General features: G+C 67.7%; 11 protein-coding genes. 1 reads left to right on the forward strand and 10 read right to left on the reverse strand.

Going from position 1 to position 11,859, the window contains the following annotated elements:
• Positions 1-1,962, forward strand: a complete 1,962-nt coding sequence (locus tag ACLBYG_RS07030; RefSeq protein WP_447680996.1) for a cytochrome C oxidase Cbb3 — start codon at positions 1-3, stop codon at positions 1,960-1,962.
• 188 nt (positions 1,963-2,150) lie between these two features.
• On the opposite strand, the gene ACLBYG_RS07035 is transcribed toward ACLBYG_RS07030, so the two are convergent.
• The 10 genes from ACLBYG_RS07035 to urtA form a co-directional block, all read right to left on the reverse strand.
• Positions 2,151-2,720: a ClpP family protease gene (locus ACLBYG_RS07035; RefSeq protein ID WP_447680997.1), complete on the reverse strand. Its 570-nt coding sequence runs from the start codon at positions 2,718-2,720 to the stop codon at positions 2,151-2,153.
• A 31-nt stretch (positions 2,721-2,751) separates the two neighbouring features.
• Positions 2,752-3,807, reverse strand: coding sequence for an aliphatic amidase (locus tag ACLBYG_RS07040; RefSeq protein WP_020090552.1), 1,056 nt, complete (start codon positions 3,805-3,807; stop codon positions 2,752-2,754).
• A gap of 47 nt (positions 3,808-3,854) precedes the next feature.
• The gene (locus ACLBYG_RS07045; RefSeq protein ID WP_447680998.1) at positions 3,855-4,172 is read right to left on the reverse strand and encodes an FmdB family zinc ribbon protein; all 318 of its coding nucleotides are present in this window, start codon (positions 4,170-4,172) and stop codon (positions 3,855-3,857) included.
• Positions 4,173-4,290: 118 nt separating this feature from the next.
• Positions 4,291-5,520 carry a formamidase gene (gene fmdA, locus ACLBYG_RS07050; RefSeq protein ID WP_447680999.1) on the reverse strand — a complete coding sequence of 410 codons (1,230 nt, stop codon included), beginning with the start codon at positions 5,518-5,520 and terminating at the stop codon, positions 4,291-4,293.
• A 65-nt stretch (positions 5,521-5,585) separates the two neighbouring features.
• The gene (locus tag ACLBYG_RS07055) at positions 5,586-6,605 is read right to left on the reverse strand and encodes an alpha/beta fold hydrolase (RefSeq protein WP_447681000.1); all 1,020 of its coding nucleotides are present in this window, start codon (positions 6,603-6,605) and stop codon (positions 5,586-5,588) included.
• Between the two features lie 9 nt (positions 6,606-6,614).
• Positions 6,615-7,379, reverse strand: coding sequence for an urea ABC transporter ATP-binding subunit UrtE (urtE, locus tag ACLBYG_RS07060; RefSeq protein WP_447681001.1), 765 nt, complete (start codon positions 7,377-7,379; stop codon positions 6,615-6,617).
• A 2-nt stretch (positions 7,380-7,381) separates the two neighbouring features.
• Positions 7,382-8,167 carry an urea ABC transporter ATP-binding protein UrtD gene (gene urtD, locus ACLBYG_RS07065; protein ID WP_447681002.1) on the reverse strand — a complete coding sequence of 262 codons (786 nt, stop codon included), beginning with the start codon at positions 8,165-8,167 and terminating at the stop codon, positions 7,382-7,384.
• A 7-nt stretch (positions 8,168-8,174) separates the two neighbouring features.
• The gene (gene urtC / locus ACLBYG_RS07070; RefSeq protein ID WP_020090546.1) at positions 8,175-9,347 is read right to left on the reverse strand and encodes an urea ABC transporter permease subunit UrtC; all 1,173 of its coding nucleotides are present in this window, start codon (positions 9,345-9,347) and stop codon (positions 8,175-8,177) included.
• A gap of 13 nt (positions 9,348-9,360) precedes the next feature.
• Entirely contained in the window at positions 9,361-10,287 is a 927-nt protein-coding gene (urtB, locus tag ACLBYG_RS07075) for an urea ABC transporter permease subunit UrtB (protein WP_012322399.1), read from the reverse strand.
• A 195-nt stretch (positions 10,288-10,482) separates the two neighbouring features.
• Complete coding sequence (urtA, locus tag ACLBYG_RS07080; RefSeq protein WP_042669481.1) at positions 10,483-11,751, reverse strand: urea ABC transporter substrate-binding protein; 1,269 nt, start codon at positions 11,749-11,751, stop codon at positions 10,483-10,485.
• Positions 11,752-11,859 lie beyond the last annotated feature (108 nt).

Genomic DNA, 11,859 nt, shown 5'->3' on the forward strand with positions numbered 1-11,859 from the left:
ATGGGCTGGCCGCGCCGCATCCTGATCACCGCCGGACTCGTGACCGTCGCGGCCGGCGTCGCCCTGGGCGTCGGCCGCTTCAGCTACGCGCCGATGCCCGACCGGGCGGACCTGCTCAACCCGGACCGCTACCCGATCCAGACCGCCTTCGACATCCTCGGCCGCCGCGTCTCGCGCGCGGAGGCCGACCGGCTCACCGGCACGGAGGCCGGACGGAAGGCGCTCTCGCCGCAGAGCGGCGCGGTCGCGATCGATCCCGCGATGGTCGAGCGCGGCCGGCAGGCCTTCTATCAGGAGACGTTCGGCAACGAGGTCTTCCTCACCGACGTCATGGGCATGCTCGACGGCGGCCTGACTCCCACGCAGGTCGCCCTGGCGGTGGCCAAGCTCGGTGGCCAGGGCACCACCGATCTCAAAGTTGCCATGGCCAGGGACGTGCGCGTCGGCGACCGCGTCTACCGGGCGGGCGAGCTGGTCCCGACCGGGCTCGACGTGCCGAAGGGCGGCGCCTTCATCATCGGGATCAAGACCTTCTACGACCGCGGCCACCTTCGGATGGGGATCACCTGCGCCCTGTGCCACGCGGCGGTCGATCCCGGCACCGGCAGGGTCGTGGAGGGCGCGCCCAACACCGACCTCAATGCCGGGCTGCTGATGGCGCTCGCGAAGAACTCCTCGGCCTACTTCATGCACGCCAGCGTGCCGGAGGCCGATGCCAAGCCCCCCGCCGATCCGCAGCATACCGGCTCGACCGGCACGGGGCCGGCGCTCCCGGACGCCGCTTCCGTCGAGGCGGCCACGAAGGTGCAGGTGGCGAGCTGGCCGCCGGGCAGCTTCGACTCGTCCGCCGACCGGGTCACCAACCCGACCTCGATCCCGTCGAGCTTCTCGGCCCACGGCGAGCCCTACAGCTGGAGCGGGCGCGAGGCGATCGGGCCCTTCGCGGGCCTGTCCTCGCTCAACAACAACGTCCACGCGGCCAATTCCGACACGACCCAGCTCGCCGCCGCCGCGTCCTGGCTGTTCGGCATGGATCCCGAGACGTATCTCGGGATCGTGCTGCGCGGCTCGGCCACGGAGGCGTTCCGCTACAGGCCGGACGGCGGCCGGAGCCCGTCGGAGGTGCTGCGCAGCGTCGATCCGACCCCGGCCTCGCCGGGGCTGAACAGCTACGCGGTCCTGCCGACCTATCCGGCGACCAACTACGTCACCGACAACGGCCTGTTCACGTCCGTGCCCGGGGAGCCGGTCAACCACGCCAACAACGCCATGTCGGCCTTCCAGAACCTGCTGCACCCGCCGGCCGCCGGGCAGGATCCCGACCGGGTCCGCGCGGGCCGCGCGGTGTTCGAGAAGGCCGGCTGCGGCAGCTGCCATTCCGGCCCGGCGCTCACCAACCACCGGGTCGTCCCGGAGGCCGAGATCGGCACCGAGCCGACCCGGGCGCGGGCGGGCGCCAAGATGGAGGCGCGCCTGTCGGCGCCGGCGATGTTCGCCGCCGACACGCCGTTCCCGACCCCGGGCGACCCGGTCATCGTCCCGGTGCCGCTCGCGGGCGACGCCCTCGCCCAGGTGCAGCTCGCCTGGGGGCAGGGGGGCACGGAGGGCGGCTACAAGGTGCCGAACCTCGTGGGCCTCGCCTGGACGGCGCCGTACCTGCACGATTCCGGCGTCGCTGTCGGTTCCGACGCGGGATCGCAGCTCGGCGTCCCGGGCACGCTTTACCGGGGTGTCGCCCCAGATCCCGCCAACAGCCTGCGCGCCCTGGTCGACCGGGATCTCCGGGCGAAGGTGATCGCCGCCAACGCGGCCTCGGACACGGCGCGGATCGCCCGCGTGACCGGCAAGGGGCACGCCTACTGGGCGGATGCCGGCTCGGGCGTCTCGCGCGAAGAGCAGACGGCGCTGATCGCCTACCTGCTCTCGGTCGATCGCCTGACGGAGCCGGCCGCGACGCCCTGACCCGGCGCCCGCGAGCCGGATCTCCCATGTCGCGGACCCTCACCCCGGTCTTGGTCAGCCTCGGGGCCTGTTACCCGGCTCTGTGAAATCTCATCGTCCTCGCGGGCGGGGCGAAGCGATCCAGCAGCGCCGCGCGCGCCGGTGTCGCGCTGCCCTGGGTTGCTTCACTGCGTTCGCAAAGACGCCGCTCAGATCACCGTCTCGATCAGGCCGCGCCGCTTGGCCTCCTCGGCCTCGAGGTACCAGTTCGACGGTGCCTTCTCGAGCACCTCGTCGAGGGTGACGTCAGAGTCCTGGATCAGGTTGGCGAAGCCCTCGTTCTGGATGTCGATCGAGCACAGGATCTCGTTGAGCGTCGCCTTCACGGAGGCGATGCAGGTGGTGAGCGGTCCTTCGACCTGCAGCTGCTTGTTCATCTTGCGCTCGTGGATCATCAGCCGCGTCCCGCAGGTGAGATACCGGTTGGGCCGGACGAAGAAGCTCATGAAGGTCGTGCCGGCCGAGTAGATCGCGGCCTTGCCGAGGAAGACGAACCGCCGGTTCGGATCCATCGCGCTGTTGAAGCGGATGTCCTCGCCCATCATCCGGGCGACCTCCGGGTCGCCGCCGAGCGTCGTCAGCTCGACGACGACGAGGTCGCGGTCCCCCGCCGCGTCGAGCTGGCGGCGGAAGTCCTTGTACATGTCGTAGTCGACCGGTCCGGAGAGCAGGACGGCCGGGGCCCGGAAGGCGGTGGGGCCGAGGGGAGTTGTGTCCATGGTCCTCCTGGTCGCGCGACCGGCCGGCTGGTCAGCGCGCCGGGTCGGGCGCGCCCGCGCCCTTGCCCACGAACGGGATGCCCTCGATCGGGCATTCCTCCGTGCCGACGCTCTGGCGGGTAATGGCCCGTACGGCGTCGCGGGTTCCGTCGGGATCCTCGATCCAGCGCCGGTAGAAATCGTAGGGGCATTCCGACATCCCGTGCCGGTTCTCCTTCGAGTTGATCATGCCCGTGTAGCCGCGGTGCAGCAGCTTGAAGAGATGGTTCTCCGACTGGCCGTGGGCGCGGAAGTCCCGGATCAGGAACTTCGACAGGGCGGCGTACTGGATGCCCATCTCCTCCTCGCCGCACTCGCCGAGCGTGCGGCCGTCGAAGCCGATGATCGCGGAGTGGCCGAAATAGGTGTAGACGCCGTCGAAGCCGGCCGCGTTGGCCACCGCCACGTAGGTGTTGTTGGCGAAGGCCATCGCCTTCGAGATGACGACCTGCTGCTCCTTGGCCGGGTACATGTAGCCCTGGCAGCGGATGATCAGCTCGGCGCCCCGCATGGCGCAGTCGCGCCAGATTTCGGGATAGTTGCCGTCGTCGCAGATGATCAGGCTGATCTTCAGCCCCTTCGGCCCGTCCGACACGTAGGTGCGGTCGCCCGGGTACCAGCCCTCGATCGGGGTCCAGGGCATGATCTTGCGGTACTTCTGCACGATCTCGCCCTGGTCGTTCATCAGGATCAGGGTGTTGTAGGGCGCCTTGTGCGGGTGCTCCTCGTGGCGCTCGCCGGTGAGCGAGAACACACCCCAGACCTTGGCCTCCCGGCAGGCGGCGGCGAACACCTCTGTCTCCGCGCCCGGGACCGTCGAGGCGGTCTCGTACATCTCGGCGGCGTCGTACATGATGCCGTGGGTCGAGTATTCGGGGAAGATCACGAGGTCGAGGCCGGGCAGGCCGGTCTTCATCCCGACGATCATCTTGCCGATCGCCTTGGCGTTCTCCAGCACCTCCGCGCGGGTGTGCAGGCGCGGCATCTTGTAGTTCACGACGGCGACGCCGACGCTGTCCTGGCTGGACGAGATGTCTCCGTGCATCATGGCGTGATGTCCTCCTGACCTTGATCGTCCCCCCGGTTGAGGGCGGCTCAGTGGCTGATCATCCACGGCCGCGCCTTCGGGAAGCTCTTGGCGGCGGCCGGAGCGGCGCTCGCTTTCTTGGGTGAGCAGCAGCCGCAGCCGGCCCCGTGACTGCCCGAGCGCCTGGGCGCGTGGCGGCTGCGCTCGTTGGTGGCGTGGGCGGTCCTGAGGCCCGCATCCATGCCGGCGATGCGCGGCGCGGTGAGGAAGGCGCGCTGGCTCGCGCCGCCGCAATCCGGGCAGGCATGTGGCTCGCGGAACTCCGCCATCGGCCGCATCACCGTGAAGGGCCCGCAGACCTCGCAGGCGTAGTCGTAGACGGGCATGGGAGGCTCCCGGAATGAACTTGAGAGGTACGAACGGTGCCGAAGGATCGCGGGCCCCCTCTCCCGCACGGGAGAGGAGGCCTGTCGCGTCAGCCGCGACCGGCAGGGAAACGAACCATCACAGATCCGGCGAGAGCGGCATCTGGATCGAGCCGTCGAGGAACTTGGTCGGTCCGTCGGCGCCCGGGTTGATGTCGAACTCGAAGATCTTGGTCGGGATCCAGAGCGTCGCGCAGGCGTTCGGGATGTCGACGACGCCCGAGATGTGGCCCTGGACCGGCGCCGTGCCGAGGATCGAGTAGGCCTGCGCGCCCGAGTAGCCGAACTTTTTCAGGTACTCGATCGCGTTCAGGCAGGCCTGCCGGTAGGCGATGTGCACGTCGAGGTAGTGCTGGCCGCCGCTCTCGTCGACCGAGATCCCCTCGAAGATCAGGTGATCGTCGTATTTCGGCGTGATCGGCGACGGCTTGAAGATCGGGTTCTTGATCCCGTACTTGGCCATGCCGTCCTTGATCAGCTCGACCTTGAGATGCACCCAGCCGGCCATCTCGATGGCGCCGCAGAAGGTGATCTCGCCGTCGCCCTGGCTGAAATGCAGGTCGCCCATCGAGAGGCCGGCGCCGGGGACGTAGACCGGGAAGTAGATCTTCGAGCCGCGCGACAGGTCCTTGATGTCGCAATTGCCGCCGTGCTCGCGGGGCGGGACCGTGCGGGCGCCGGTGGCGGCGGCCGCGTCTTTCGCGTCGCCCGTCAGGCGGCCCATATGGGCCGTCGGGCCGAAGGGCAGGGTGGCGAGCGCCGGCACCCGCTCCGGGTCGGTGTCGTAGAGCGCCTTCTCGCGGGTGTTCCAGGTCTCCAGCATCTTCGGATCGGGCAGGCAGCCGATCAGGCCGGGATGGATCAGACCGGGAAAGCGCACGCCCGGGACGTGACGCGACTTGGTGAACATGCCCTCGAAGTCCCAGATCGACTTCTGGGCCTGCGGGAAGTGCTCGGTGAGGAAGCCGCCGCCGTTTTTCTTCGAGAAGAAGCCGTTGAAGCCCCACTGGCTCTCGGGCTTGGCGCCGATGTCGAGGAGGTCGACAACCAGCAGGTCACCGGGCTCAGCGCCCTCGACGCCGATGGGACCCGAGAGGAAGTGCACGATCGACAGGTCGATGTCGCGCACGTCGTCGGCGGAATCGTTGTTCTTGATGAAGCCGCCGGTCCAGTCGTAGGTCTCGACGATGAAGTCGGCGCCGGGTTTCACATACGCGACCATCGGGATGTCGGGGTGCCAGCGGTTGTGCACCATGTCGTTGTCGTAGGCCGATTGCGTGAGATCGACCTTGATCAGCGTCTCGGGCATCTCGTGTCTCCAGCTCCCTGACTTAACCGGGGCACAGGCCCCGTCCGCGCGCCGCTGCGCGTCTCTCACCCGCTCGCGAGCAGCTCTTTCAGTGCGTCGTCGAGGACCTTGATGTCTTCCGGGCTGGTGCCGGGCCCGCCTGCGAAGTGGCCCCACCACGTGTCGATCACGCGCAGCTCCGCGTTCGGCATGGCGGTCGCCTCGATGGCGTTGTCCTCGGGCGGGAAATAGAGATCGGTCGAGGCGGGCATCAGGATCGCCTTGGCGCGGATGGCGCCGAGCGCGGCCTTGAAGTCGCCCTTGAAGGTGTCGTTGGCGCTGATGTCGCCGTGCTGCCACGTCCACAGCATGGCGAGCAGGTTGTTGGCGTCGCGCTCGTAGAACAGGCCTTCCCAGAACCCGATCAGGAAGTCCTCCAGCGAGGCGTAGCCCATGTGGGTGATGTCGGCCTCAAGGCGGTAGAAGGTCTGCGACAGGCCCCAGCCCGCGTAGACCCGGCCGAAGGCGCGCAGGCCCCGGGTCGGCGGGCTCGTGTACCAGCCCTCCGCCCAGGCGGCGTCGGCCTGGAGCGCCGCCTTGGCGCCCTCCAGGAAGACGTAATTATGCCGGGAGCACTTCGCCGAGCCCTGAAACGGCAGGATTCTCGGCACCATGTCGGGGTACATCGACGCCCAGTGGTAGGTCTGGAGCGCGCCCATCGACCACCCGGTGACGAGCACGAGTTTCTCGATGCCGAAATGCTCGGTGACGAGGCGGTGCTGGGCACGGACGTTGTCGTGGGCGGTGACGTTAGGAAAGCGCGGCCCGTTCCAGGGCGCGGGCGTGTTGCTCGGCGAGGATGACAGCCCGTTACCGAACATGTTCGGGATGATGATGAAGTACTTGTCCGGGTCGAGCGCCATGCCGGGGCCGATCAGCCATTCGTTCTCGGTGTGCTGGCCCGAGTACCAAGTCGGGTAGACGATGGCGTTGTCCTTGGCTGGGCTCAGCGTCCCGAAGGTCTTGAAGGCGAGCTTGGCCGCGCGCAGCGTCTTGCCGCACTGGAGCACGAAGTCGCCGAGCTCGAAGATCTCGTGATCGGCCATGCTGCGCCCCTAAACCGACAGGAACCGGGCGACGGCGGCCTCGTCGATCCCGTCGCGCGGGGCCTCGTGGACGATGGCGCCGTTCTCCAGCACGATCACCCGGTCGGCGACGTCGAGGGCGAAGCTCAGGACCTGCTCGGACACGACGATGGAGAGGCCGCGCGCGTCGCGGATCGCCTTCAGCGTCCGGCCCATCTCGCGGATGATCGAGGGCTGTATGCCCTCGGTCGGCTCGTCGAGGAGCAGGACCTTCGGGCGGCTCGCCAGGGCCCGGGCGATGGCGAGCTGCTGCTGCTGCCCGCCCGACAGGTTGCCGCCGCGCCGTCCCTTCATCTCCAGGAGCACCGGGAACATGTCGTAGAGGTCCTGCGGCACCTTGCGGGCGCCCGTGACCGTCAGGCCGGTCTCGATGTTCTCCTGCACCGTCATGGTCGAGAAGATCATCCGGCCCTGCGGCACGTAGGCGAGGCCCCTGGCGACCCGGGCGTGGCTCTTCAGCCCGGCGACGTCCGCGCCCTCGACCTGGATCGAGCCGGCCCTGACCGGCACGAGGCCCATCAGGGTCTTCATCAGCGTGGTCTTGCCCATGCCGTTGCGGCCCATCACGGCGACGATCTCGCCGGGCGCCACCGAGAAGGTCAGCCCGTGCAGGACCTCGCTCTGGCCGTAGGCGGCGTGCAGGTCCTCGACGGCGAGGGCTGGCGTCGCGGACGGGGCCGCGGCGAGCGGGGGCGCCTGGACGCCGGGGATGTGCGCAGTCTGGAGCGACGCCATCGTCAATGTCCCAGGTACACTTCGATGACCTTCGGGTCGTTCTTGACCCGCTCCATCGAACCTTCGGAGAGCACCTTGCCCTGGTGCAGGACGGTCACCCGGTGAGCGATGTCCTCGACGAACTTCATGTCGTGCTCGATCACCAGCACCGAGCGGCCCTTGATGATCTGGTTGAGCAGCTCGGCGGTCTTGATCCGCTCGCCGACGCTCATCCCGGCGACCGGCTCGTCGAGCATCAGCAACTCCGGGTCCTGGATCAGCAGCATGCCGATCTCCAGCCACTGCTTCTGGCCGTGGCTCAGGAACTCGGCCCGCTCCCTGAGCTGATCCTTCAGGAAGATCGTCTCGGCGATGGCGTGGATGCGGTCGCGGACCTCCGCATCGCGCTTGAACGTCAGCGCACCGAAGACCGAGCGGCCGCGGGGGAACGAGATCTCCAGGTTCTCGAACACCGTCAGGTCGTCGTAGATCGACGGCGTCTGGAACTTGCGGCCGACGCCGGCCTGCACGATGGCGCTCTCGGAGAGCCGGGTGAGCTCCTGGCCCTTGTACTTGATCGAGCCGGCGCTGGCCCGGGTGCGCCCGCAGATCAGGTCGAGGACCGTGGTCTTGCCGGCGCCGTTCGGGCCGATGATCACCCGGATCTCGTCCGGGTCGACGTAGAACGACACGTCGTTTACCGCCTTGAACCCGTCGAACGAGACCGTGAGCGCCTCGACGGCGAGGAGGTAGTCGGGCGGGGCCGCCTCGGCGCCGACCACGGGGGAGGAGAGGATCGCGGCGTTCATGGCTTGCTCACTCGGCCGGAGTGCCGTGGGGCGGGACGATGGCGGGCGGCGGGGCGCGCAGCCCCTTCACCCGGCGGGTGAGGCGAGGCTCGATATGCTCGCGCCAGATGCCGGCGAGGCCGTTCGGGAAGGCCAGCACCACCGCGATGAACAGGGCGCCGAGGCCGAACAGCCAGAGATCCGGAAAACTCTCGGAGAAGCTGGTCTTGGCCCAGTTCACGAGCAGCGTGCCCCAGACGGCGCCGAACAGCGACAGGCGCCCGCCGACCGCGGCGTAGATCACCATCTCGATCGAGGGGACGATGCCCACGAAGGAGGGCGACATGAACCCGACCTGCAGGGTGAACATCGCGCCGCCGATCGCCGCCAGTCCGGCGGCGAAGCAGAAGGCGAAGACCTTGAACCCCGCCACCGAGTAACCGGAGAACCGGACCCGGTCCTCCTTGTCGCGCATGGCGACGAGGATGCGGCCGAGCTTCGACTTCTTCACGTACTGCGCCGCCAGGATGCAGGCGATCAGCAGGCCGCCGTTGACGAAGTACAGGATGAACTTCGCCGAGTCGGTGCGGATGTCCCAGCCGTGGAGGGTGCGCAGGTCCGTGATGCCGTTGATGCCGCCGGTATAGCCCTGCTGGCCGACGATCAGGATGGTCAGGATCGCGGCGATCGCCTGGGTGATGATGGCGAAGTAGGTGCCGCCGACCCGGCGCTTGAACATCGCGAAGGAGATCAGCATCGCGAACAGGACCGGGACGGCGACCGCCAGGATCAGCGTCAGCGGCAGGCTCTTGAACGGCTGCCAGAACCAGGGGAGGGCGGTGATCTGGTTCCAGTCCATGAAGTCCGGGATGCCGGGAGTCGACTGGATTTTCGTATTCTCGATGCTCGAAGCTTCCAGCTTCAAGTACATCGCCATGCAGTAGCCGCCCAATCCGAAAAAGACGCCCTGGCCGAGGGAGAGGATACCCGCGTAGCCCCAGCAGATCACCAGCCCGAGGGCGACGAAGGCGTAGGTGAGGTACTTGCCGACGAGGTTGAGGCGGAAGCTGTCGAGCACCAGCGGCAGGACGACCAGGATCACCCCGGCCAGGAGGAGCAGGCTCAGCCACTCCACCGGCTTCATGAACGGGTTGTCGTTGACGGTGACGGATTTGGTGAGAGTCTGGACCGGGTTCGTCATCGGGAAAACATCCTCAGCGCCGGACCTTGAGGGTGAAGAGGCCCTGCGGCCTCAACATCAGGATGCCGACCACCGCGAGCAGGGTGATGACCTTGGCCATCGAGCCGGAGAGGAAGAACTCCAGGGTCGACTGCGTCTGGGAGATCGAGAAGGCCGACGCGATGGTGCCGAGCAGGCTCGCGGCCCCGCCGAACACGACGATCAGGAAGGTGTCGACGATGTAGAGCTGGCCCGAGGTCGGCCCGGTCGAGCCGATCATCGTGAAGGCCGAGCCGGCGATGCCCGCGATGCCGCAGCCGAGGCCGAACGTGTAGCGATCGACCTTCTCGGTATCGATGCCGACCGCCCCCGCCATGGCGCGGTTCGACATCACGGCGCGGACCTGCTGGCCGAAGCGCGACCGGAAGATCAGCAGCGCGACGCTGACGGTGATCAGGATGGTGACGGCCATGACGAACAGGCCGTTGATCGGGATCTCGATCGTGTCGGTGACCTGCACCGAGCCGATCAGCCAGGACGGCAATTCGACGCCGACCTCGCGGGCGCCGAAGATCGACCGGTAGGCCTGCTGGAGGATCAGCGAAAGGCCCCAGGTGGCGAGCAGCGTGTCGAGCGGGCGCTTGTAGAGGAACCGGATCAGGCCCCATTCCACCAGCATGCCCAGAGCCCCGGAGGCGAGGAACGCCAAGCCCATCGCGATGAAGAAGTAGATCGGGAAGAGCGCCGGCAGGTAGGTCTGGAAGAAGGTCGAGCAGAGATAGGTGACGTAGGCGCCGAGGATCATGAACTCCCCGTGGGCCATGTTGATCACGCCCATCTGGCCGAAGATGATCGCGAGTCCCAGCGCCATCAGCAGGTAGACGGAGAACAGGATCAGGCCGGCGAAGCCCTGCATGGCGAAGATCGCGCCGAGGTCGCCGAGGGAGTAGTCGCCGAGCATGACTTGGTCTTCCGCAAAAGGAGTGCGTCTTCTGCCGACTCGTCACGGCCTCCGGGCGAACCGGGCCGTCTTTGCGAGCGGAGCGAAGCAATCCAGGGACGCGCTTCGTGCCGGGAAGTCCCGCTGCCCTGGGTCGCTTCGCTGCGCTCGCGATGACGCTGGGGAGGGGCGAATTCGCCCCTCCGAACAATGTGACTACTGGTAGCCCTTCGGGAAGGGATCGGGCTTGATCAGCTCGGGGCTGGTGTAGACGATCTCGAACTGGCCGTCGGGCTTGGCCCGGCCGACCCGGGTCTTCGACCAGAGATGGTGGTTCTCGTCGATCTTCACGTAGCCTTCCGGCGCGCCCTTGAACTCGATCCCGGGCGAGGCCGCCACCACCTTGTCGACGTCGAACGAGCCGGCCTTCTCGCAGGCCATCTTCCACAGGAACGGGCCGAGATAGGCCGCCTGCGTCACGTCGCCGATGACCGTCTTCTCGCCCCACATCTTCTTGAACGCGGCCACGAACGCCTTGTTGTTCTCGTTCTGGATCGACTCGAAGTACTTCATGCAGGCGTAGGCCCCGGCGATGTTCTCGCCGCCGATGCCGTCGATCTCGTCCTCGGTGACCGAGATCGTCATCAGCACCTGCTTCGACAGGTCGATGCCCGCCGCCTTGAGCTGCTTGTAGAACGCCACGTTCGAGCCGCCGACCACGTCGGCGAAGATCACCTTGGGCTTGGTGAGCTTGATCTTGTTGATGACCGAGTTGAACTGCGTGTGGCCGAGGGGGAAGTACTCCTCGCCGACGACCTTGCCCTTGAGCACGTTCTCCACGTGCTTGCGGGCGATCTTGTTGGAGGTGCGCGGCCAGATGTAGTCGGAGCCGATGAAGTAGAAGCTGTCGCCGCCCTTCTCCTTGTGGACCCAGTCGAGGCCGGCGAGGATCTGCTGCGTGGCCTCCTGGCCGGTGTAGAAGACGTTCTTCGACTGCTCCAGGCCCTCGTAGAAGGTCGGATAGTACAGCAGGCCGTTGTACTGCTCGAAGACCGGCAGCACCGCCTTGCGCGAGGCCGAGGTCCAGCAGCCCATCACGGCGGCGCAGTGGTCGTTGACGAGGAGCTTCTTGGCCTTCTCGGCGAAGGTCGGCCAGTCGGAGGCGCCGTCCTCCTGGATGATCTTGATCTTGCGGCCGAGCACGCCGCCGGCGTCGTTGATCTGCTGGATCGCCAGCTTCTCCGCTTCCTGCGCGCCCGTCTCCGAGATCGCCATGGTGCCTGTGACCGAGTGCAGGATGCCGACCGTCACCTCGCTGTCGGTCACCGCGAGGCCCGTGGTGTTGACCGCCGCGGTCGGCGGCGCCGCCCAGGCGGTGCGCGGCAACAGCGCCAGCGCCGGGGCGCCGGCCAATCCCATGAGCAGCCTGCGCCGCAGCGGGGAGCGCAAGCCGTGATCGGCGCCGGTCTCGGTGTCGTCTGCCATGTGCCTGACCCTGTTCGCGTCCGGGCCTTGAGAGGCGGCCCGGATCGACGAGCGCAGGCTAGGTCCTGGGTTGCAGTGCGGCCTATACGCGATTTTGCGTATGGCCGT

This window comes from Methylobacterium sp. D53M, assembly GCF_053345625.1.

Excerpts from the sequence above, each read along its gene's own strand:
- fmdA (WP_447680999.1), bottom strand. The coding sequence starts at position 5,520 with ATGCCCGAGACGCTGATCAAGGTCGATCTCACGCAATCGGCCTACGAC.
- urtE (WP_447681001.1), bottom strand. The coding sequence starts at position 7,379 with ATGGCGTCGCTCCAGACTGCGCACATCCCCGGCGTCCAGGCGCCCCCG.
- urtB (WP_012322399.1), bottom strand. The coding sequence starts at position 10,287 with ATGCTCGGCGACTACTCCCTCGGCGACCTCGGCGCGATCTTCGCCATG.
- ACLBYG_RS07055 (WP_447681000.1), bottom strand. The coding sequence starts at position 6,605 with ATGGCCGATCACGAGATCTTCGAGCTCGGCGACTTCGTGCTCCAGTGC.
- ACLBYG_RS07030 (WP_447680996.1), top strand. The coding sequence starts at position 1 with ATGGGCTGGCCGCGCCGCATCCTGATCACCGCCGGACTCGTGACCGTC.
- urtD (WP_447681002.1), bottom strand. The coding sequence starts at position 8,167 with ATGAACGCCGCGATCCTCTCCTCCCCCGTGGTCGGCGCCGAGGCGGCC.
- urtA (WP_042669481.1), bottom strand. The coding sequence starts at position 11,751 with ATGGCAGACGACACCGAGACCGGCGCCGATCACGGCTTGCGCTCCCCG.
- urtC (WP_020090546.1), bottom strand. The coding sequence starts at position 9,347 with ATGACGAACCCGGTCCAGACTCTCACCAAATCCGTCACCGTCAACGAC.
- ACLBYG_RS07035 (WP_447680997.1), bottom strand. The coding sequence starts at position 2,720 with ATGGACACAACTCCCCTCGGCCCCACCGCCTTCCGGGCCCCGGCCGTC.
- ACLBYG_RS07045 (WP_447680998.1), bottom strand. The coding sequence starts at position 4,172 with ATGCCCGTCTACGACTACGCCTGCGAGGTCTGCGGGCCCTTCACGGTG.
- ACLBYG_RS07040 (WP_020090552.1), bottom strand. The coding sequence starts at position 3,807 with ATGATGCACGGAGACATCTCGTCCAGCCAGGACAGCGTCGGCGTCGCC.